The 19,353-nt window shown below is 70.9% G+C and carries 17 protein-coding genes; 3 read left to right on the top strand and 14 right to left on the bottom strand.

The window, feature by feature from the left end:
• The first annotated feature begins 25 nt into the window (after positions 1–25).
• Positions 26–1,687 carry a phosphoethanolamine transferase gene (locus tag K0H49_RS20630; protein WP_374122391.1) on the top strand — a complete coding sequence of 554 codons (1,662 nt, stop codon included), beginning with the start codon at positions 26–28 and terminating at the stop codon, positions 1,685–1,687.
• On the opposite strand, the gene ctlX is transcribed toward K0H49_RS20630, so the two are convergent.
• Complete coding sequence (gene ctlX / locus K0H49_RS20625) at positions 1,684–2,625, bottom strand: citrulline utilization hydrolase CtlX (protein WP_257625045.1); 942 nt, start codon at positions 2,623–2,625, stop codon at positions 1,684–1,686. The genes K0H49_RS20630 and ctlX overlap by 4 nt on opposite strands.
• Positions 2,625–3,674 (bottom strand): ornithine cyclodeaminase, encoded by a 1,050-nt coding sequence (locus K0H49_RS20620; protein ID WP_219216433.1) that lies wholly within the window; start codon positions 3,672–3,674, stop codon positions 2,625–2,627. The genes ctlX and K0H49_RS20620 overlap by 1 nt, the downstream gene beginning before the upstream one ends.
• Before the next feature lie 152 nt (positions 3,675–3,826).
• Between K0H49_RS20620 and K0H49_RS20615 the strand changes: the two genes are divergently transcribed.
• Positions 3,827–4,249: an Lrp/AsnC family transcriptional regulator gene (locus K0H49_RS20615; RefSeq protein ID WP_219216431.1), complete on the top strand. Its 423-nt coding sequence runs from the start codon at positions 3,827–3,829 to the stop codon at positions 4,247–4,249.
• A gap of 86 nt (positions 4,250–4,335) precedes the next feature.
• Positions 4,336–5,121 (top strand): sulfite exporter TauE/SafE family protein, encoded by a 786-nt coding sequence (locus K0H49_RS20610; RefSeq protein ID WP_219216429.1) that lies wholly within the window; start codon positions 4,336–4,338, stop codon positions 5,119–5,121.
• Positions 5,122–5,124: 3 nt separating this feature from the next.
• Here the strand turns inward: K0H49_RS20610 and K0H49_RS20605 are convergent, their stop codons facing one another.
• The 12 genes from K0H49_RS20605 to K0H49_RS20550 form a co-directional block, all read right to left on the bottom strand.
• Positions 5,125–5,730: an Lcl C-terminal domain-containing protein gene (locus tag K0H49_RS20605; RefSeq protein ID WP_219216420.1), complete on the bottom strand. Its 606-nt coding sequence runs from the start codon at positions 5,728–5,730 to the stop codon at positions 5,125–5,127.
• 133 nt (positions 5,731–5,863) lie between these two features.
• The gene (locus K0H49_RS20600; protein WP_219216418.1) at positions 5,864–6,820 is read right to left on the bottom strand and encodes an alpha-E domain-containing protein; all 957 of its coding nucleotides are present in this window, start codon (positions 6,818–6,820) and stop codon (positions 5,864–5,866) included.
• 20 nt (positions 6,821–6,840) lie between these two features.
• Positions 6,841–8,364: a circularly permuted type 2 ATP-grasp protein gene (locus K0H49_RS20595; protein WP_219216416.1), complete on the bottom strand. Its 1,524-nt coding sequence runs from the start codon at positions 8,362–8,364 to the stop codon at positions 6,841–6,843.
• A 75-nt stretch (positions 8,365–8,439) separates the two neighbouring features.
• Positions 8,440–10,524 carry an acetate--CoA ligase family protein gene (locus tag K0H49_RS20590; RefSeq protein WP_219216414.1) on the bottom strand — a complete coding sequence of 695 codons (2,085 nt, stop codon included), beginning with the start codon at positions 10,522–10,524 and terminating at the stop codon, positions 8,440–8,442.
• A gap of 37 nt (positions 10,525–10,561) precedes the next feature.
• Positions 10,562–11,353, bottom strand: a complete 792-nt coding sequence (locus K0H49_RS20585; protein ID WP_219216412.1) for an oxepin-CoA hydrolase, alternative type — start codon at positions 11,351–11,353, stop codon at positions 10,562–10,564.
• Positions 11,353–12,363, bottom strand: a complete 1,011-nt coding sequence (locus K0H49_RS20580; protein ID WP_374122390.1) for a Bug family tripartite tricarboxylate transporter substrate binding protein — start codon at positions 12,361–12,363, stop codon at positions 11,353–11,355. The genes K0H49_RS20585 and K0H49_RS20580 overlap by 1 nt, the downstream gene beginning before the upstream one ends.
• A 26-nt stretch (positions 12,364–12,389) precedes the next feature.
• A complete protein-coding gene (locus tag K0H49_RS20575; protein WP_307886079.1) occupies positions 12,390–13,265 on the bottom strand; it encodes a MaoC family dehydratase in 876 nt (291 codons plus the stop codon).
• The gene (locus tag K0H49_RS20570) at positions 13,265–14,257 is read right to left on the bottom strand and encodes a tripartite tricarboxylate transporter substrate binding protein (RefSeq protein WP_219216410.1); all 993 of its coding nucleotides are present in this window, start codon (positions 14,255–14,257) and stop codon (positions 13,265–13,267) included. The genes K0H49_RS20575 and K0H49_RS20570 overlap by 1 nt, the downstream gene beginning before the upstream one ends.
• A gap of 52 nt (positions 14,258–14,309) precedes the next feature.
• The gene (locus K0H49_RS20565) at positions 14,310–14,699 is read right to left on the bottom strand and encodes a Zn-ribbon domain-containing OB-fold protein (RefSeq protein ID WP_219216409.1); all 390 of its coding nucleotides are present in this window, start codon (positions 14,697–14,699) and stop codon (positions 14,310–14,312) included.
• Entirely contained in the window at positions 14,696–15,859 is a 1,164-nt protein-coding gene (locus K0H49_RS20560; protein ID WP_219216400.1) for a thiolase family protein, read from the bottom strand. The genes K0H49_RS20565 and K0H49_RS20560 overlap by 4 nt, the downstream gene beginning before the upstream one ends.
• Positions 15,859–16,710, bottom strand: coding sequence for an IclR family transcriptional regulator (locus K0H49_RS20555; protein ID WP_219216398.1), 852 nt, complete (start codon positions 16,708–16,710; stop codon positions 15,859–15,861). The genes K0H49_RS20560 and K0H49_RS20555 overlap by 1 nt, the downstream gene beginning before the upstream one ends.
• Before the next feature lie 139 nt (positions 16,711–16,849).
• Positions 16,850–19,255, bottom strand: a complete 2,406-nt coding sequence (locus K0H49_RS20550) for a DNA internalization-related competence protein ComEC/Rec2 (RefSeq protein ID WP_219219034.1) — start codon at positions 19,253–19,255, stop codon at positions 16,850–16,852.
• Positions 19,256–19,353: the final 98 nt, after the last annotated feature.

Genomic DNA, 19,353 nt, shown 5'->3' with positions numbered 1-19,353 from the left:
CGGCCCTCGACTGCCGCCGCCCCTCTTGAACACGCCCTCCGCCGAAGCACCGCGCACGCCGCAACCCGCCCACACTGCCCGCTCCTCCGCCCTGCTCGCCTGTGCCGTGGTCGGCGCCACGCTGGCGGTGCTGATCACGCTGGGCCACGACGGCCGCCGCATCGCCCAGCTGGCCCTGCTCGCGTCGCCCCTGGTGCTGTGGCTGGCCTGGCCGCTGCGCAGCGCACGCATGCGCCGGTTGCGCACCCTGCTGGTCACGCTCTGGACCCTGGGCTTCGGGCTCGACGCCGTGGTGCGCGCCTACCTGCTCGACACTTACCAGGCCGCGCCCGACAGCGCGCTGGTGCTGGGCGCTGCGGCCAACACCCATGCGCGCGAAAGCGCAGAGTACCTCTGGATGCACTGGCGCTCGGCCTTCGTCTGGTCGGCCGCGCTGGTCACGGCCGGGGTCATCGCCGCCCTCTTCGCGCGCCGCGGCGCGATCGCATCCGACGCGCCAGGCCGCCGACCTCCGCGCTGGGCCGTCGCGCTGGTGAGCCTGCTGCTGCTCGGCGCCTGCCTGGCCTATGCGAGCAAGCCCTGGCGCCGGCTGCATCCTGTGCTCTTCTGGACCCATTGGTCGCAGTCGGTGCAGCAGCAGCGCGCCACCTGGGCCGACCAGCAGAAGGTGCGCGACCGCCTCGCGGCCCAGGCCCGCGCCATCGCGCCGGTGGTGACCCGGGCAGGGCCGTCGACGGTGGTGCTGGTGGTGACCGACAGCATCAACCGCGACAACATGGCACTCTACGGCTACGGCCGCCCGACCACACCGCGCCTGCTGGCGCACCAGGCGCAGGCCGGCGCACAGATGGCCGTGCTGAAGAACGCCTGGTCGGTGGACGCCAGCACCGTGCCCGCGCTGCGCAACATGTTCCATTTCGGCCTGCCCGACAGCCAGGAGCCGCCGCATGTGCTGGCCCTGGCACGTGCCGCGGGCTACAAGGTCTGGTGGATCAGCAACCACGACGACATCGCCATCGAGCAGCAGCATGCGCGCCATGCCGACGTGGTGGACATGGTCAACCGCACGCCCGGCCGCGCCAGCGCCTCGCTCGACGGCGAGATCCTCGACTGCGTGCAGGAAGCGCTGGCCGACACGGGCACCGAGCGCAAGCTGATCGTGGTGCACCTGATGGGCGCGCACCCGCACTACAGCCTGCGCTTTCCAGAGAACGCCAACCCTTTCGACGACGACGTCGACGCGGTCGAGACCGGGCTGGTGAAGAGCGGCCGCTCGGCCTGGGTGCGGCACTTTCGCCAGCAGTACGACGCCGCGCTGCTGTACCACGACTTCGTGGTGTCGGAGCTGCTGCAGCAGACGCGCAGCGCCGGCAAGCCCCAGGACTACCGGGCCTGGATGTACCTGTCGGACCATGGCCAGGAGGTCGGCCACGGCAGCGACCGCGCGGGCCACAGCCCGTCGACCGCGTCGGGCTACCGCATCCCGACCGTGCTGTGGCGCAACCAGCAGCCCTTGTCGGCCGAAGCATTGCAGCAACCCTTTCGCGCGGACTGGACGGGCTGGGCGCTGATGGACCTGCTCCACATCCAGTGGAACGGCCAGATGCCCGAGCGCAACGTGCTGTCCGAGGGCTACCGCTGGCAGGCACCGGCGATTCCGGTGGCGGCCGACGCGTTCTGGCGCTAGTTTCCTCGCGGCGCCAGGTGGATGCCCGCGATCATGCAGCGCACCGAGCCGCCAGCCATCTCGATGGTCGGCACCGACAGCGGCAGCAGCCGCGCCGAGTCTCCGATGACGGCCTTCTGCGCCTCACTCAAGCTGCTGCAGGCGCGTTGAGACAAGGCGAGCAGGCGGCCGTCGCGGCCCGACAGCTCGATCGCATTGCCGGCGAACTCGGCGATCTGCGCGGTCGACAACGCGATGACCTCGCGCCCTGACTCCTCCAGCCGCGCGCGCACCTCGGCGGCGCGGCGCGCATCCGGGATCATGTCGAAGCCCACCAGCGCGAAGGCCGTGGCCACGCACATCAGCACGTTGGTGTGATAGATCGGGCGGCCGTGCGCATCGGCCGTGTCGATGAGCATCGGTTCGAAGTTGAAGTGCGTGCTGAAGCGCTCGAGCGCCACCGGATCGGCGCGGTTGGAACGCGCGGTGTAGGCCACGCGCGCCACATGGTCGAGCACCATCGCGCCCGTGCCCTCGAGAAACAGGCCGTCGTGCTCGAGGCCCGAATAGTCGATCACGTCCTGCACGCGGTAGGCCGACTTGAGCAGTTCGATCACGTCGGCCCGGCGCTCGCGGCGGCGGCTGGGCGAATGCATGGGGTAGATCGCGACATGGCCGCCCGCGTGTGTGGAGAACCAGTTGTTGGGAAAGACCGAATCGGGCGTGTCGTGCGCACCCCGGTCTTCGAACAGATGCACGCGCACGCCCTCGGCCTCGAGGCGATCGACGGCCTGCGTCACCTCGCGGTAGGCCGCGGCGGACACCGCCTGCGCGGCTTCCTGCGCCGCCTCGGTCTGGAAGGCGTTGTCGGCCGCGGTCTCCGGGTTCGGCATGAAGCGATGCGGCCGGACCATGACCACCGCGGCAGGCGCCTGGACCGAGCGCATCGCGCCCGGCATCAGGCCACCCTCCGCATCAGGGCGCGCGCGCCAGCCGCGCGCGTGTGGCGGAATAGGTCCTTAGGGTCGTCGGCGCGCGGCACGAGTTCTACCTCCACGCCGAGCCCGCGCCGTTCGGCCTGCGCATGCACGTAGCGCAGCGTGGTGTAGTCCTCGAGCGCGAAGCCGACCGAGTCGAAGACCGTGACCTGGCCCGCGCTCTCGCGCCCTGCGGTCGTGCCGGCCAGCACGCGCCAGAGGTCGACGACCGGAAAGCTCTGCGGCAACTGCTGGATCTCGCCCTCGATGCGCGTCTGGGGCTCGAACTCGACGAACACGCGTGCGCGGCGCAACACGTCGGCATGCAGTTCGGTCTTGCCCGGGCAGTCGCCGCCGACCGCGTTGATGTGCATGCCGGGCTCAATCATCTCGGGCGTGAGGATCGTGGCGTTGGCCTTGTCCGCGGTGACGGTGGTCACGATGTCGGCCCCCCGCACCGCCTGCGCCACCGAGTCGGCGCGGCGCACCTTCAGCGACGGAAAGGCTGCAAGGTTGCGCACCAGCTTGTCGGTCGCGCGGGCGTCGGTGTCGTAGACGGCGAGTTCCTCGATGCCCAGGTGGCAATGAAAGGCCAGCGCCTGGAACTCGCTCTGCGCGCCGTTGCCGATCAGCGCCATGCGCCGCGCATCGGGCCGGGCCAGCGCGCGGGCCGCCATCAGCGAGGTCGCGGCGGTGCGCAGCGCGGTGGCCAGCGTGAGCTCCGACAGCAGCACCGGGTAACCGGTGTCGACATCGGCCAGCACGCCGAAGGCCATCACCGTGTAGAGGCCGCGCGCGGTGTTGGCCGGATGGCCGTTGACGTACTTGAAGGCATAGCGCGAGGCGTTGGAGACCGGCATCAGCTCGATCACGCCGATGTCCGAATGACTTGAGATTCGCGCGGACTTGTCGAAATCCGGCCAACGCACAAAGTCTTCACGGATGGCATCGGCGAGTGCGCCGATGAAGGGTGCCACGCCGATCTCCTGAACGAGGCGGGACATCGCGGGAACGTCGATGAAGCGGGTCATGGTGTTCTCCTCCTGAAATGGTCCGGCTGCGGCGTGCACCCGTGGCTTCATTGTTCCGGGAAGGCCTGCCAGATTGAACCCTGCAACTTGTCAGATCGGTTGACCAACCTTACATTCGGCTCGATCAGATCAGCACTTTGACACCCATCGCCATGGACGACACCGACCGACAACTGCTGGCCCTGCTGCGCGACAACGCCCGCACGCCGGTGGTGGCGCTGGCGAAGAAGTTGCGCGTTGCGCGCGCCACCGTGCAGAACCGCATCGCGAAGCTGGAGCAGGACGGCACGATCGTCGGCTACACCGTGCGGCTCAAGCCCGAAGCCGAGGCGCACCGCATCCGCGCGATCATGAGCATCCGCATCGAGGGCCAGCGCGCCGAGCAGGTCAGCCGGCTGCTGCGCGGCCACTCCAACGTGGTGGCCCTGCACTCGACCAACGGCCGCTGGGACCTGATGGCCGAGCTGCGCGCCGATTCGCTCGAGGCCTTCGACCAGGTGCTCAATGCGATCCGGCTGATCGAGGGCATCTCCAGCACCGAGACCAGCATCCTGCTGTCGACGCAGAAGCTGTAGCCCTGCGGCAGGTCTCGCCCGCGACATGAACGGCGGGTGTCACGGACCATGATGCGCGCCAAATCAAGAGCACGGGGAGACAGGGAATGGAGGTTCTGGCACTTTATGCAGCACTCGGCATCGGCGCGGGACTGCTCTCGGGGATGCTCGGCGTCGGGGGCGGCCAGGTCGTGGTGCCGGGGCTGCTGTACCTGTTCCACCTCAAGGGCTTCGCCCCCGACCGCGCCATGCACATGGCCCTGGGCACCTCGCTCGCCACCATCGTCGTGACGTCGCTGTCGTCGGCCCGCGCCCACCACCGGCGGGGTTCGCTCGACCTGCGCATCGTGCGCCGGCTGCTGCCGGGCATCGTGATCGGTGCCGTCGTCGGCGGCTGGATGTCCGGCCTGTTCTCCGCGCAGGTGCTGCGCATCGCCTTCGGCGTGTTCCTGCTGCTGCTGGCGCTGCAGATGGCGCTGTCGCTCAAGCCCGCCCCACAGCGCAGCCTGCCCGGCGCGCCTGGCCTCGATGCCACGGCCGGCGCCATCGGCTGGACCTCGGCCATCGTCGGGGTGGGCGGCGGCAGCATGGTCGTGCCCTTCCTGGTCTGGTGCAACGTCAACGTCAAGACGGCCGTGGGCACGGCCTCGGCCTGCGGCGTGCCGCTGGCCCTGGCCGGCACGGTCGGCTTCCTGGTCGCCGGCTGGGGCCGCACCGACCTGCCCGCCTACAGCCTCGGCTATGTCTATGGGCCCGCGTGGCTCGGGATCTCGGCGTGCAGCCTGCTGGCGACGCCGATTGGCGCGATGGTCTCGCACCGGCTGCCCGTGGACACGCTCAAGCGCGCGTTCTCGGTGTTCCTGGCGATCGCAGGCGTTCGCATCCTGCTCTAGCCCTCAGCGCGCGCCGTCGGCGACCGGCCGCACCGCATGGGTGGCGTCGGCCGCCTCGTTGAGACCGATCCAGGCATTGCCGAAATTCACGGCATAGAAGTGCTGCGCGGCCTCGCTGCCCGAGCCGGACCAGAACTTGCGCGGCGGCGTGTCGGGGAAGCGCGCGGTGTCGATGGTGGGCGAAGTGGTCTCGCCCGCACACCAGCGCGGCACGCTGACGGGCGCCTGTTCGGGGCTCAGCTCGAGCGTGAACTGCTCGTCGACCAGGCCATGGTCGCAACGCCGCAGGGCCGCCAGTTCCACCAGGGTCGGCAGCCGCCACTGGGCGATGCCTTCGTGGCTCTGCGCGTTGAGCGCCTCGACGCGCGCCTGGGCTTCCATCAGGCCCAGAGCCTCGACCTCGCCGACGCAACGCCCGTCCTGCCAGGTCTGGCCCAGGGCGCAGCGCAGCCAGCGCAGGCCCGTCGCGGGATCGGTGACGACAGCGGATGTGGCCGCTGCCTTCGCTGGCGCCGGTGAGGCGTCCCGGTCACAGGCGGCGAGAAGCGACACCGCCGCCAAGGCGACGGCTCTCCACAGGCCCTTGCGGGCGGCATTTGATTTCTTCATGGGCAGGTCCTGCGCTCGCTCGACGGCATCGAGGTCCAGCGCGAAAGCCGCCACCGGTCGTCCGGCAGGCGGGGAATGACGCGGGGGCATGCGCGTTGACGCGGCATGCGCCCGCCCGACAGCGACGGGCGTCTCAGTGCGTCGGCACCAGGAAGTCCTGGCTGATGCGCCAACCGAGCTCGTTCACGCGGTCGAGGAACTGCGTGAGGTAGGCATGCAGCCCGGTGGCCAGGATCTCGTCGACGCGGGCGTACTGCAGGTCGGCCAGCAGCTTGCCGGCGCGGCGCTGGGTCTCGGCGCTCTGGTCGTTCTGCACCTTGGCCAGGTTCGCCACCACCTCGGCCAGGCTCGCATGCAGCGAGCGCGGCATGTCGGCACGCAGGATGAGCAGCTCGGCCACGCGCTCGGGCTTGATCACGTCGCGGTAGACCTTGCGGTAGACCTCGAAGGCCGAGACGCTGCGCAGGATCGCGCTCCAGTGATAGAAGTCGTACTCCTGGTCTTCCTCGGTGGCGGTGCCGAAGAACTCGCTGTTGAGCGCATGGAACTTGACGTCGACCAGGCGCGCCGTGTTGTCGGCACGTTCGAGGAAGGTGCCCAGGCGCGAGAAGTAGAAGGCCTCGTCCTGCAGCATCGTGCCCAGCGTGACGCCGCGGGAAAGATGCGAGCGGAACTTGACCCACTCGAAGAACTGGCCCGGGTCGCGTTCGAAGTCGCCGGCGCGCAGCATGCGGTTGACCTCGAGCCAGGTGGTGTTCTGCGTTTCCCAGGCCTCGGTGGTGAGCGCGCCCCGCACGGCGCGCGCGTTCTCGCGGGCCGCCTTGAGGCAGGAGACGATCGACGACGGGTTCTCCTCGTCCTTGACCATGAACTCCATCACGTCGTTCGGCACGATCTGGTCGTACTTCTTGTCGTAGGCCGGCAGCAGTTCGCTGATCGACAGCAGGCCCTGCCAGCCGAACTTGGCGACTTCGGCCGACTGCGGCAGCAGCGAGGTCTGGTAGTTGACGTCGAGCATGCGGGCCGTGTTCTCGGCCCGCTCGGTGTAGCGCGACATCCAGTAGAGGTGGTCGGCGGTGCGTGACAGCATGTTCGGCTTTTCCTCTGGCTTCAGACGGTCTGGGATGGCGTCGGGGTTTGGGTTTGCGTCTGGCTCTGGGTGGCCGCCGCAGGCGCGCGCGGGCGCCGGTCGGCTTCGAGGATCCAGGTGTCCTTGGTGCCGCCGCCCTGCGAGGAGTTGACCACCAGCGAACCTTCCTTGAGCGCGACGCGCGTCAGGCCGCCCGGCACCATCAGCACTTCCTTGGCCGACAGCACGAAGGGCCGCAGGTCGATGTGGCGCGGCGCGATGCCGGCATCGACGAAGGTCGGCGAGGTCGACAGGCTCAGCGTGGGCTGCGCGATGTAGCCATCGGGCTTGGCGATCACGGCCTGCTTGAATTCTTCGATCTCGGCCTGCGTCGCGGCCGGGCCGATCAGCATGCCGTAGCCGCCGGCGCCGTGGACTTCCTTGACGACCAGGTCCTTCATGTTGTCGAGCGTGTACTGCAGGTCGTCCTTGTTGCGGCACATGTAGGTCGGCACGTTCTTGAGGATCGGTTTCTCGCCCAGGTAGAACTCGATCATCTTCGGCACGTAGGGGTAGATCGACTTGTCGTCGGCCACGCCCGTGCCCACCGCGTTCGAGATCGCGACGTTGCCCGCGCGGTAGGCGCGCATCAGGCCGGCGCAGCCCAGGGTGGAGGTCGGGCGGAACACTTCCGGGTCGAGGAAGTCGTCGTCGACGCGGCGGTAGATCACGTCGACGCGCTTCGGGCCGCGCGTGGTGCGCATGTAGACGAAGTCGTCCTTGACGAACAGGTCCTGCCCCTCGACCAGCTCGACGCCCATCTGCTGCGCGAGGAAGGCGTGCTCGAAATAGGCGCTGTTGTACATGCCGGGCGTGAGCACCACCACCGTGGGCTCGGCCGTGGCCGGCGGCGCGCTGGCGCGCAGCGTCTCGAGCAGCAGGTCGGGGTAGTGGGCCACGGGCGCGATGCGGTTCTGCGCGAACAGGTCGGGGAACAGCCGCATCATCATCTTGCGGTTCTCCAGCATGTAGCTCACGCCGCTGGGCACCCGCAGGTTGTCCTCGAGCACGTAGTACTCGCCGTTGCCGTCGGCATCGGGCGCGCGCACGATGTCGATGCCGGAGATGTTCGAGTAGACGTTGTTGGGCACGGTCACGCCCATCATCTCGGGGCGGAACTGCGCGTTGTCGCGGATCTGCTCGATCGGCACGATGCCGGCCTTGATGATCTCCTGGTCGTGGTAGACGTCGTAGATGAAGCGGTTGAGTGCGGTCACGCGCTGGACCAGGCCGCGCTCCATGCTCTCCCACTCGTGCGCGGGAATGATCCGCGGCAGCAGGTCGAAGGGAATCAGGCGCTCGGTGCCGGCACCGTCCTCGTCCTTGGCGCCATACACCGCGAAGGTGATGCCGACACGGCGGAAGATCATCTCGGCCTCCTCGCGCCGGGATCGCATCAGTTCGCCGGGCTGTTTGGCCAGCCATTGGTCGTAGCGCTTGTAATGACCCCGGATCGCAGCGCCCGCATAGGGCAGCTGCTCGTACATCTCATCGAATTTGTGCATGGAACGACCAATCTCCTTCGACATAGCTTAGCAAGTTCAAGGCCAAGCTTTGGGCGATCTTTGCACAAACGGGACTCAGTCTCCCCGCTCGATCAGCGCATCCACCACCACGGCCCCCTCCCCGCGCGCCGCCACCAGCACCGGGTTCACGTCGATGGAGGCGATGGCGCCACCGGCGGCCACGATGAGCTGCCCCACCGCCACCGCCACCGCGGCCAGCGCGTCGATGTCCAGCGGCGGGTCGCCGCGCACGCCCTCGAGCAGCGGCGCGATGCGCAGCGTGCGCAGCGCCGCGGTCACGTCGGCCGCGGCGAAGGGCGGCAGCAGCACCGCCACGTCCTGCAGCGCCTCGACGTACTTGCCGCCGTCGCCCACCACCACCACCGGGCCGAAGACCGGGTCGATGCGCGCGCCGACCATGAGCTCGCGCTGGCCGCGGCGCATGGCGGCGACGATCACGCCCTCCTGCGCCGCGCCCAGTTCGGCCAGCTTGGCCCACTGGCGCTCGAACAGCGCGGCGGCGTCGGCGGCCGTCGCGACGTTCAACGCCACCAGCCCGTGCTCCGACTTGTGCGGCACGTCGCCCGAGCAGGCCTTGACCACCGCCGGCGCGCCCACGGCCGCCAGCGCCTCGGCGGCCTGCTGCGCACTGCGGCACAGCCGGTGCGCCACCACCGGCACGCCGGCCGCGCCCAGCACGGCCAGGCTCTGCGCCTCGTTGAGGAAGCGCCCGCCACCGGCCGGCAGCGCGGGCGCCGTACCCGCAGTCCAGGCCACGATCGGCTTGCGCATCAGCGCGGTGTGCGACGCCAGTTGCGCGAGCGTGCCCAGCGCGTCGTTCTCGTTGGCATAGGTCGGGATGCCCTGCGCCTTGAAGGGCGCGGCCACCGAGTCCTGCCAGGCCGCGACCACCACCGGCTTGCCCGTGCTGCGCTCGAAGGCGGCGGTGTCGCGCGCGAAGGCCTCGACGTCGTAGCCGGCACCGGCCACCGGGATGTTGATGAGGAACAGGTCGGCGGCCGGGTCCTGCGCCACGGCGGGCAGCACGTCGCCGAACAGGCCGCTGTTGGACAGCAATGCCGCCGTGATGTCGATCGGGTTGTCGGCCGTCGCGAAGCCCGGCAGCCGGCTCGCCACCTCGGCGCGCGTGGCAGGCGCCAGCGCGGCCAGCGGCAGCGCGAATTCCTCCGAGGCGTCGGCGCCCATCACGCAGCTCGCGCCCGAGTTGCTGATGATCACCAGCCGCCGGCCCTCGGGTCGCCAGCCCTTGAGGTAGGCCTCGGCCGCGAGCGCCTGCGCATGCGGGTCGCGCACGCGCCAGATGCCGTGGTGGCGGAAGAAGGCGTCGACCGTGCGGTCCTCGTTGGCCAGCGAACCGGTGTGCGAGGACGCGGCCTTCTGCCCGCTCTCCGAACGCCCGGCCTTGACCGCGATGATCGGCAGGTCGCGCTCGCGCGCATAGGCGGCGGTGCGCGCCAGCAGTTCGGGATTGGCGATGTTCTCGAGGTAGAGCAGCAGCAGCTTCACGTCGGGGTCGTGCGCCACCGCCCAGGCCAGGTCGGAGACCGTGATGTCGGCCTCGTTGCCGGTCGCATGCACATGGCGCACGCCCAGGCCGCGGCCGCGCAGCAGGCCGTAGGCCATGGCGCTCATGCCGCCGCTCTGGCTCACGATGCCGACCGGGCCGTCGGCCGGCGGCACCTCGACGAACATGGTCGAGAAGCCCGCGATGGCGCCGGTGCCGAAGTTCGCCAGGCCCTGGGTGTTGGGTCCGTAGAGGCGCATGCCGGCGGCGCGCGCGGTGTCGACCATGGCGCGCTGCACCGCGCGGCCCGCCTCGCCCGTCTCGCCGAAGCCCGAGGCGACGACCACCGCCGACTTCACGCCGCGCGCCGCGCACTGCGCCACGGCCTCGACCGCCTTCTCGCCGCCCACCACCACCATCGCCAGGTCGGGCGCCTCGGGCAGCGCCGCCAGCGAGGCGTAGCTCTTGAGGCCCTGCACCTCTTCACGTGCGGGGTTGATCGGGTAGATGCGGCCACCGAAGCCGTGCTTGCGCATGTAGTGGATCGGCCGGCCGCCGATCTTGTGGATGTTCTCGGAGGCGCCGATGACGGCGACCGATTGCGGGTTGAGGGCGGATTCGAGCAGGTCGGACATGAAGAGCCTTGCGAAAAAAGAAGAAAGATGCGCGGCGTCAGGCGCGGCGCGCGTTCAGGAACGACGCGATGCCTGCGCCGCAGGCGTCGCTGTAGAGGCTGTCGACGAAGGTGTCGCGTTCGGCATCGAGCTGGGCGCGGCGCGAGCGGCCGCGTGCGGCGTGCACCAGTTGCTTGATGCGCGCCTGCGCGTCGAAGGGGCCGGCGGACAGCCGCTCTGCCCAGGCCATCGCCGTGGCCAGCGCTTCGCCCTGCGGCACCACGCGGTTGACCAGGCCGAGCGCGTGCAGCCGTTCGGCCGAACACGCGCCTCCGTCGAGCAGCAGTTCCAGCGCCATCTGCGGCGGGAGCGCGCGTGCCAGCGAATCGGAGCCGCCGCCGTCGGGGGTGAGCGCGAGCTTGACGTACGACATGACGAATTTCGCGTCCTGCGCGGCAACGATCAGGTCGCAGCCCAGGCAGACCGAGAAGCCGCCGCCCGCCGCGGCGCCCTCGACGGCCGCGATCACCGGCTGCGGCGCGTCGTGCATCGCCATCACCCAGTCGTGCAGCGCATCGAGGTGTGCGACCTGTGTCTCGCGCGGCAATTCGCGCTGTGCGGCCAGCCGCTTGAGGTCGCCGCCGCCGCAAAAATGATCGCCCTCGCCCGTCAGCACGATGGCGCGCACGGTGCGATCGTCCGCCACCCGGCGCAGCGCATCGACCGCGGTGCGGTAGAGCGACGGATGCATCGCGTTGCGCGCTGCCGGGTTGCTGATCGTCATCACCAGCACCGGGCCGTCTTGACGCATCACCAGGCGCGCCGCGCTGTCGGAGGAGGGCACGGCCATCAGTCGACCTTGATGTTGGCGGTGCGCACCACCTTCGTCCACTTGACGATCTCGCTGTGCAGCATCTTGCCGAAGGCCTCGGGCGTGGTCGGCATCGCCTCGGCACCCGCGTCGTAGAGACGCTGCTTGACCTGCGGGTCGTCCAGCGCCTTGCCGATGTCGGCGCTCAGGCGCTGCACGATGTCCCCGGGCGTCCCGGCGGGCGCCATGAACGCGGCCCACGAGTAGGCCTCGTAGCCCGGCAGGCCGGACTCGGCCACCGTGGGCACGTCGGGCAGCAGCGCCGAGCGGCGGGCGCTGGCCACCGCGATCGCCTTGACCTTGCCGGCCTTGATCTGCGGCAAGGCGGTGGGCGCATCGCTGAACATGAACTGCACCTGCCCGCCGAGCAGGTCGGTCATGGCCGGTGCGCTGCCCTTGTAGGGCACGTGCAGCAGCCTGGTGCCGGCCTGCATGTTGAACAGCTCGCCGGCCAGGTGCGTGCCGCCGCCGTTGCCGGCCGAGCCGAAGCTCAGCTGGCCCGGCGTGCGCTTGTCGAGCGCGATGATGTCGGCCACCGTCTTCACCGGCACGCCCGGATGCGCCACCAGCACGACCGGAAACATGGCGCCGAAGCTCAGCGGCACGAAGTCCTTCTCGATGTCGTAGCCGAGCCGGGGCTTGAGGCTGGGCAGCACCGAATGGTGGATGCTGCAGACGAACAGGTTGTAGCCGTCCGCCGGCGCGCGGGCCGCGATCTCGGCGCCGACGATGCCGCCCGCGCCCGCGCGGTTGTCCACGATGGCCTGCTGGCCCCACAGCTGCGACAGCTTCTGCGCCACGGCGCGGCCGGTGGTGTCGACCGGTCCGCCGGCCGGGAACGGCACGATGAACTTCACCGGTCGGCTCGGGTATGCGCTCTGCGCGAAGCTGGGCAAGGCCAGCGTGCCGAACGCGGCGGCCGCGCTGCCCAGCAGGGTCCGGCGGCCGATGCGCCGGGCATCCTGTGTCTCGAAGGTCTGCATCGTCATGTCGTCACCTCGTGATGGAATGAAGCTCAAGCGGAAAACAGGGCATGGCCGTGGTCGAGCACGACCCGGTCGCGCTGCACGGCGCGCACACGGAAGCGCACGTCTCCAGCGTCGCCGAACAGCTCCAGCCGCAGCGTCTCGCCCGGGAACACCGGTGCCGAGAAACGCGCATAGAGACTGCGCAGCCGCGCCGGTTCACTGTCGGCGCACTGCGCCAGCAGCGCATGGGCGGCGATGCCCCAGGTGCACAGGCCATGCAGGATCGGCCGCTCGAAGCCCGCCGCCCGCGCGGTCTCCGGATCGGCATGCAGCGGGTTGCGATCGCCGCACTGGCGATAGAGCAAGGCCTGCTGCGGCAGGGTCGGGATGTCGAGCGTGACATCGGGCACGCCGGCGGGCACCGGCACGGGCGCCGCCGCGGCCGCATCGCCCGGCACCGCCGCCGTCGCGAAGCCGCCGTTGCCGCGCGCGAAAGTGGTGTGGGTCACGGTCGCGAGCAACACATCGCTGTCGGCGTCGTGCAGCGTCTTGTCGTAGGTGATGGTGGCGCCGCGGCCCGGCCCCTTGTCCACGATACGGGTGACGCGATGGCGCGCTCGCACCGCCCCCGCCGACGGCAGCGGCCGGTGCCACACGACCTGCTCCTCGCCGTGCACGATCTGCGTGAAGTCGATGCCGGTGGCCGGGTCCTGCATCCACGAACCCGGAAAACCCAGCACCACCGCCATCGTGGGCAGGGCCAGCGGCGCGGCGGGCACGTCGTTGACGAACTGCAGCTGCTTCGGGTCGGTCGGGTCGCGGCCCAGGCCCAATGCGAGCGCGTAGCGCATCGTGTCGTCGGCGGTGTAGCGCTGCACCACCTCGTCGAAGTGCCAGTCCTTGAGGCGATGGAAGTCGATCATCAGTCCACCGTCGCGCCGGAGACCTTCACGACCTTGGCCCACTTGTCGATCTCGGCCGTCATGAAACGGCCGAAGTCCTCGGGCGAGGTCCAGGTGGCGGCGAAGCCCTGGGCTTCGAACTTGTCCTTCACGTCGGGCGCGGCCAGTACCTTCTTCAGCGCGGTGCTCAGGCGGGCCAGCACTTCGGGCGGCGTGTGGGCGGGTGCGAGCAGGCCGTTCCAGGCGATGGCCTCGTAGCCGGGCAGGCCCGACTCGGCGACCGTCGGCACGTCGGGCGCGACGGGCGAGCGCGTGGCGCTGGTCACGGCCAGCGCCTTGAGCTTGCCGCCCTTCACGTGCGGCATGGCCGAGAGCATGGTGTCGAACATCAGCTGCGTCTGGCCGCCCATGGTGTCGGTGAGCGCGGGCGCGCTCCCCTTGTAGGGGATGTGGTTCATCTTCACGCCGGCCATCGAGGCGAAGAGCTCGGCCGACAGGTGCGTCGACTGCCCGTTGCCCGAGGAGGCGAAGTTGAGTTCGCCGGGCTTGGCCTTGGCCAGCGCGATCAGTTCGGCCACGTTCTTCGCCGGCAGCGAAGGGTTGGCGACGATCACCAGCGGGCCACTGGTCAGCAGCGACACCGGCGCCAGGTCCTTCGACAACGAGTAGCCCAGGTTCTTGAACAGCGAGGGATTGATCGCATGCGCGGTGGTCGCGACCACCAGCGTGTAGCCGTCGGCCGGGCTGCGCGCCACCAGCTCGGCGCCGGTGTTGCCGCCGGCCCCCGGCCGGTTGTCGATGATGAACTGCTGGCCCAGCTGTTCCGACAGCTTCTGCGCCACCACGCGCGCCACGATGTCGGTCGGGCCGCCCGGCGGGTAGGGCACCACCAGCCGCACCGGCTTGGTGGGATAGGCCTGGGCCTGCGCGAAGGCCGGCGCGGCCAGGCAAAGTGCGGCAGCGGCTGCCAGCAGCAGCCGGCGCGCGGAAGAGTGAAGGTGGCTCGAATGCATGTCGTTGTCTCCTGTGGTTTTATGAATCGCCGATGCCCCGATGCGCAGGCCGCTAGCCGGGATCGCGGGAAAAGCGGACCAGCGTGCGGCCGTCGTGCACGAAGAAGCCGGCCCGCACGCGCTCGCCGATGCGCAGGCCCGGCTCGGCATGGGCCATCAGCCGCGGGCCCTCGTCGAGTTGCGCGATCACCAGCGTGTAGGGCGCGAGCGCGCGGAAGGCGTCGGAGGGCGCACGCGACACCACGGTGAGCGCATGCAGCGTGGCCGTGCCGCGGGCCGTTTCCCACTGCAGGATTTCGCCGCCGCAGTGCGCGCAGGCGTAACGCGCCAGCGTCTGCGCGGTACCGCAGGCGGTGCAGCGCTGGAAGCGCAGTGCGTGCTGCGCCAGGCCTTCGACGAAGGGCGCGGCCAGCGCGCTGGAGGATGCGATGGCGGCGTTCATGGCGAAGGCTCCTGCGACAGGATCAGGCTCACGTGCGAGGACATCACGCCACCGTCGGCGTGCACGAAGGCATGGCGCGGCCGCGCGACCTGGCGCGCGCCGGCCTGGCCGGTCATCTGCCGGAACACCTCGACCGCATGCGCCATGCCGCCCGCCACGCCGCAGTGGCCGAAGGACAGCAGGCCGCCGTGCGTGTTGAGCGGCAGCGGGCCGTCCGGGGCGAAGTCGCCATGGCGCAGGCGCTGTGCGGCCCCGCCGCGCGGGGCGAAGCCGATCTCCTCGAGCAGCATGGTCAGGGTGATGGTGAAGGAGTCGTAGATGCCCAGGTGGTCGATGTCGGCCACGCCCAGTCCGGCCTCGGCAAAGGCGCGCTGCGCCGCGACGGCCGCGCCGCACTGCATCACGTCGGCCATCGCGCTCAGGTGCTGGTGGCGGTGCGCCTGGCCGGCGCCGGTCATCGCGACGCGCGGGCCGTCGCCGGACACGGCCGAGACCACCAGCGCCATCGCGCCGTCGGAGATCGGGCAGCAGTCCATGAGCTTGAGCGGCGCCGCGATGGGCTTGGACGCGAGCACGTCGGCCACGGTGATCGGTGCCGTGAGATGGGCGCCGGGATGGCGCGCCGCGTTGGCACGCATCAGCACCGCGAACTCGGCGAGATCGGCCTCGGTCGTGCCGGTCTCGTGCAGGTAGCGCGAGGCCATCAGGCCGTAGTAGGCCGGCACCGAGGCGCCGTTGGGCACCTCGTAGTCCGGGTCGCCGACCTGCGCCAGCGTCTGGATCGCGCTGTCGCGCGACTGGCCGCTGAGCCGGTTCTCGCCGGCCACCACCAGCACCCGCCGGCAGCGGCCGCTGCGCACCAGTTCGCGCGCCAGCATCAGCATCGCGGCCCCGGTGGCGCCGCCCAATTGCAGGCTGTGCGCATAGGACGGATCGAGCGAGAAGCGCTCGCAGAACAGCGTGGACAGCATCAGGTGCGGCAGCGTCGTCGCGTAGCCGCAGAGCAGGCCGTCGATGTCGCCGCGTTGCAGGCCCGCGCCCTGCAGTGCCTGCTGCGCGGCCTCGGCCATCAGGTCGAGCGCGCCCCGCCCTTCGTGGCGGCCGAAGGCGGTGCCGCCGACGCCGGTGATCCAGGCCGTCGGATGGGTGCTGTTCGTCATCAATGGACCCTCGCGCGGCGCGTGGCGGCCGCGCCCGCGGCAGCGCCTGTGTGGGCAGCGCGGCTCCACAGCACCTCGCAGGTCGCGGCCTCGCGGCGCAGTGCCTGCGCGAGTTCGGTCTCGCGCGAGGTGATGCGGTCGTTGAGGGCCGCGATGCTGATGGCCGCGACGGGCCGGCCGTCGACGCCGAGGATCGGCACCGCGATGCCGCCCATGCGCTCGACCACCACGTCGAGCAGCACCGCATAGCCGCGCTCGCGTGACGCCTTGGCATGCGCTTCGAGCAGTTCGGCCGTGATGCGCGGATAGCGCTGCAGCTGCGGCGCGATCACCGCCAGCGCGGCCTGGCGCTCGGCCTCGGGCATCCAGGCCAGCAGCGCCAGGCTGCCGGCGCCCACGCCCAAGGGGCGCCGGCTGCCGATCGACAGGTAGTTGGCGCGGATCGGATAGCGGCCCTCCTCCACGTCGACGCACAGCGACTCGATGCCGCTGGGAATCGACAGAATCACGCTGTCCTCGAACCGGCCGGTGAGCCGCAGCAGCGCGGGCCGCACCAGCGGGCGCGGGTCGAAGCGGGCCAGCGCGGCCGCGCCCAGCACCAGCAGTTCGGCGCCCAGGCTGTAGTGCTTGCTCTGCGGGTCGCGCACCACGAAGCCGTCGTGCATCAGCACCTCGAGCAGGCGCAGCACGGTGGTCTTGTCGAGGCCGGTGGCGACCGCGATGTCGGTCAGGCGCGTGACGCCGGGGTCCGACAGCGCGCGCAGGATGCGGCAGGCGCGCTCGACCGAGGAGGTGGGCTCCACGGCGCGCTGGGCCAGCATGGAGGAAGGGGCACGTGTGCGTCCGGGCATCTTTGTCTTTTGTTTCGTTGAGCGGAACATCTTCGAACCGTGCTGCATTGAACGCGGCGCGGCTTTCTCGCGTCAAGCAAATAGGAAGAAGTTGCTGCAGACGAAACTTTTCCAGGGGAAACCCGGACGGGCTCGACGCTCAAGGCACCCGGTGGTGCCAGTAGCGCGGCCGCATCGCGCGCTCGCAGCCCACGCTCTGCGGCTGCAGGCTCGACCACCGGGCCGCGCCGCAATGGGGGCTGTCGATCACGGCCGTGCCGCGCGCCGCATAGGCCTCGCGCACCGGCGGTGCCGGATGGCCGAAGCGGTTGCGGTAGCCGGCCTGCACCAGCGCCAGCCGGGGCTGCACCGCCTCGAGCAGCGCCGGGCTCGACGAGGTCTTGCTGCCATGGTGCGGGACCAGCAGCAGGTCGGCGCGCAGCGCCCCTTCCGCCGCGCGTGCGGCCAGCGCCTCCTCCTGCGCGCGCTCGATGTCGCCGGCCAGCAGCACGCTCGCGCGGCCGTTGCCGATGCGCAGCACGCAGGACACGCTGTTGGGCTTGGCCGCGATGCGTTCGTAGTCGGCCTCGACCGGATGCAGCAGCTCGAAGTCGACGCCGTCCCATTGCCAGCGCTGCCCCGCCAGGCAGCGCCGCGCCGGCCGCAAGGCCTGCAGCGGATGGCCGGCCTCGATCGAGCTCAGCAGCGCGGCCTGCGGCTGCATCGCGAGCACGGCCGGCGCGCCGCCCGTGTGGTCGCTGTCGCGGTGGCTCAGCACGACGGTGTCGAGCCGTTCGCCCAGCGCGCGCAGCAGCGGCACCAGCACGCGCTGGCCCGCGTCGCTGTCGAGGCTGTAGCGCGGCCCGGTGTCGTAGAGCAGGCTGTGGGTCGCGGTGCGCACCAGCACCGCATTGCCCTGGCCGATGTCGGCGGCCAGCAGGTCGAACTCACCCGCGGGCGGACGCGGCACCTGCCACAGCAGCACTGGCAGCAGCAGCGGCACGCCGAGCAGCCGCGCCGACCAGGGCAGGCGCATCGCGAGCAGCACGCCGCCGAGCACGCCGCCGGCCGCGGCCCACACTGGCGGCGCCGGCATCGACAGGGTGGCCAGGGGCATGGCCGCCAGCCACTCGAGCCACCACGACAGCGCGCGCACCGCCCAGGCCGCCAGGTCCCAGAGGGGCGGCACCACCGCACCGAGCATGGCCAGCGGCGTCAGCACCAGCGTGACCCAGGGGATCGCGAGCGCATTGGCCAGCAGGCCCACCACCGACACCTGCTGGAACAGCAGCAGGGTCAGCGGCGCCAGCGCCAGCGTGACCACGGCCTGCTCGCGCGCCAGCCGGTACAGGCGTGCGCGCCAGCCCTTGGCCTGTTCGCCATCCACGCTCGCATCGGTGGCGAACAGCGCGGCCACGGCCACGAAGCTGAGCCAGAAGCCGGCCTGCATCAGCGCCCAGGGGTCGGCGATCACCACCACCGCGCAGGCCAGCAGCCAGACGCAGGGCCAGGGCCAGCGCCGGCCCGCGATGCGCAGCAATGCCACCGTGGCCAGCATCAGCACCGTGCGCTGCGAGGGCACGCCCCACCCGCTGAACAAGGCATACAGGCCGGCCAGGGCCACGCCGCCCACCAGCGCGGCCTGCTGGGCCGGCCAGCGCAGCATGAGCCGCGTGCTGCAGCGCCACAACGCCCCCACGGCCAGCGCCGCGAGCCAGGCGAACATGGTGATGTGCAGGCCCGAGATCGACACCAGGTGCGCGACGCCGGTGGCGCGGTAGATGTCCCAGTCCACCCGGTCGATCGCGCTCTGGTCGCCGGTCACCAGCGCGGCGATCACGCCGGCCGTGCGCCGGTCGGCGATGCGCGCGAAGGCCGCATCGCGTACCGCTTCGCGCGCCCGCTCGATCGGATGGCGCCACGTGTCGCCGAGACGTACGGGCGCTGCATCCTGCGCACCGGCGCGCACATAGCCGCTCGCCTGCACGCCCTGCTCCCACAGCTGCAGCTCCTGGTCGAAGCCCTTGGGGTTGAGGTTGCCGTGCGGCGCCTTGAGCCGCACGGTGAACTGCCAGCGCTCGCCGGCGTGCAGGGGCTCGGGACGTCGAAGAGGCGCCGCATCCACGGCGGGCGTCGCGCGGGCCCAGAGCCCCGTGCCTTCGGCATACCAGCCCAGGGCCAGGCGCGGGGGCAGCGGCACGGCGCCGCCCGCCGGTTCCAGCGCGCGGGCCGACTCGACATCGAAGCGAAAGCGCGTGCCGCCCTCGTCGCGCTGCGGCATCTGCGCGACCACGCCGACGACCTGCAGGTCGCGGCCTTCCAGCGCCGGGTCCAGCGCCTGCGCTGCGAACACGGCCGCGCGCCAGCCGGTGAGCCCGGCGCCGAAGGCCAGGCCGACCAGCAGCATGGCCGCGAGCCCGCACCCGCCGACGGGCCGCAGGCGCCATCGGACGCGCCAGGCGAGCCCGCAGGCCAACGCGGCTGTCACAAGCGCGGCATAGACTGCGGCGGAGCCCAGCGCGGGCTGCTGAAGTTGCAGGGCCGCGCCCGCGATCGCGCCGGCCATGGCGGCGAAGGCCGTCCAGCCGCGCAGTTCGCGTGGCGCTACCACGAAAACACTCTCGATTCCATACGGCAGGGCCTCCCTTTCAACGCTCTGATGGC

The sequence above is a fragment of the Variovorax boronicumulans genome (assembly GCF_019352895.1).
Taxonomy (GTDB): domain Bacteria; phylum Pseudomonadota; class Gammaproteobacteria; order Burkholderiales; family Burkholderiaceae_C; genus Variovorax; species Variovorax boronicumulans_A.
Note: the sequence above shows the minus strand (reverse complement) of the source record. Positions and strands in the feature narration are given on the sequence as shown.

Coding starts and splice junctions, on each gene's coding strand:
- K0H49_RS20615 (WP_219216431.1), top strand. CDS start 3,827: ATGGACGACACCGACCGACAACTGCTGGCCCTGCTGCGCGACAACGCC.
- K0H49_RS20610 (WP_219216429.1), top strand. CDS start 4,336: ATGGAGGTTCTGGCACTTTATGCAGCACTCGGCATCGGCGCGGGACTG.
- K0H49_RS20590 (WP_219216414.1), bottom strand. CDS start 10,524: ATGTCCGACCTGCTCGAATCCGCCCTCAACCCGCAATCGGTCGCCGTC.
- K0H49_RS20580 (WP_374122390.1), bottom strand. CDS start 12,363: ATGACGATGCAGACCTTCGAGACACAGGATGCCCGGCGCATCGGCCGC.
- K0H49_RS20560 (WP_219216400.1), bottom strand. CDS start 15,859: ATGACGAACAGCACCCATCCGACGGCCTGGATCACCGGCGTCGGCGGC.
- K0H49_RS20620 (WP_219216433.1), bottom strand. CDS start 3,674: ATGACCCGCTTCATCGACGTTCCCGCGATGTCCCGCCTCGTTCAGGAG.
- K0H49_RS20570 (WP_219216410.1), bottom strand. CDS start 14,257: ATGCATTCGAGCCACCTTCACTCTTCCGCGCGCCGGCTGCTGCTGGCA.
- K0H49_RS20575 (WP_307886079.1), bottom strand. CDS start 13,265: ATGATCGACTTCCATCGCCTCAAGGACTGGCACTTCGACGAGGTGGTG.
- K0H49_RS20585 (WP_219216412.1), bottom strand. CDS start 11,353: ATGGCCGTGCCCTCCTCCGACAGCGCGGCGCGCCTGGTGATGCGTCAA.
- K0H49_RS20555 (WP_219216398.1), bottom strand. CDS start 16,710: ATGCCCGGACGCACACGTGCCCCTTCCTCCATGCTGGCCCAGCGCGCC.
- K0H49_RS20565 (WP_219216409.1), bottom strand. CDS start 14,699: ATGAACGCCGCCATCGCATCCTCCAGCGCGCTGGCCGCGCCCTTCGTC.
- K0H49_RS20605 (WP_219216420.1), bottom strand. CDS start 5,730: ATGAAGAAATCAAATGCCGCCCGCAAGGGCCTGTGGAGAGCCGTCGCC.
- K0H49_RS20550 (WP_219219034.1), bottom strand. CDS start 19,255: ATGGCCGGCGCGATCGCGGGCGCGGCCCTGCAACTTCAGCAGCCCGCG.
- ctlX (WP_257625045.1), bottom strand. CDS start 2,625: ATGCCGGGCGCGATGCGCTCGGTCCAGGCGCCTGCCGCGGTGGTCATG.
- K0H49_RS20600 (WP_219216418.1), bottom strand. CDS start 6,820: ATGCTGTCACGCACCGCCGACCACCTCTACTGGATGTCGCGCTACACC.
- K0H49_RS20595 (WP_219216416.1), bottom strand. CDS start 8,364: ATGCACAAATTCGATGAGATGTACGAGCAGCTGCCCTATGCGGGCGCT.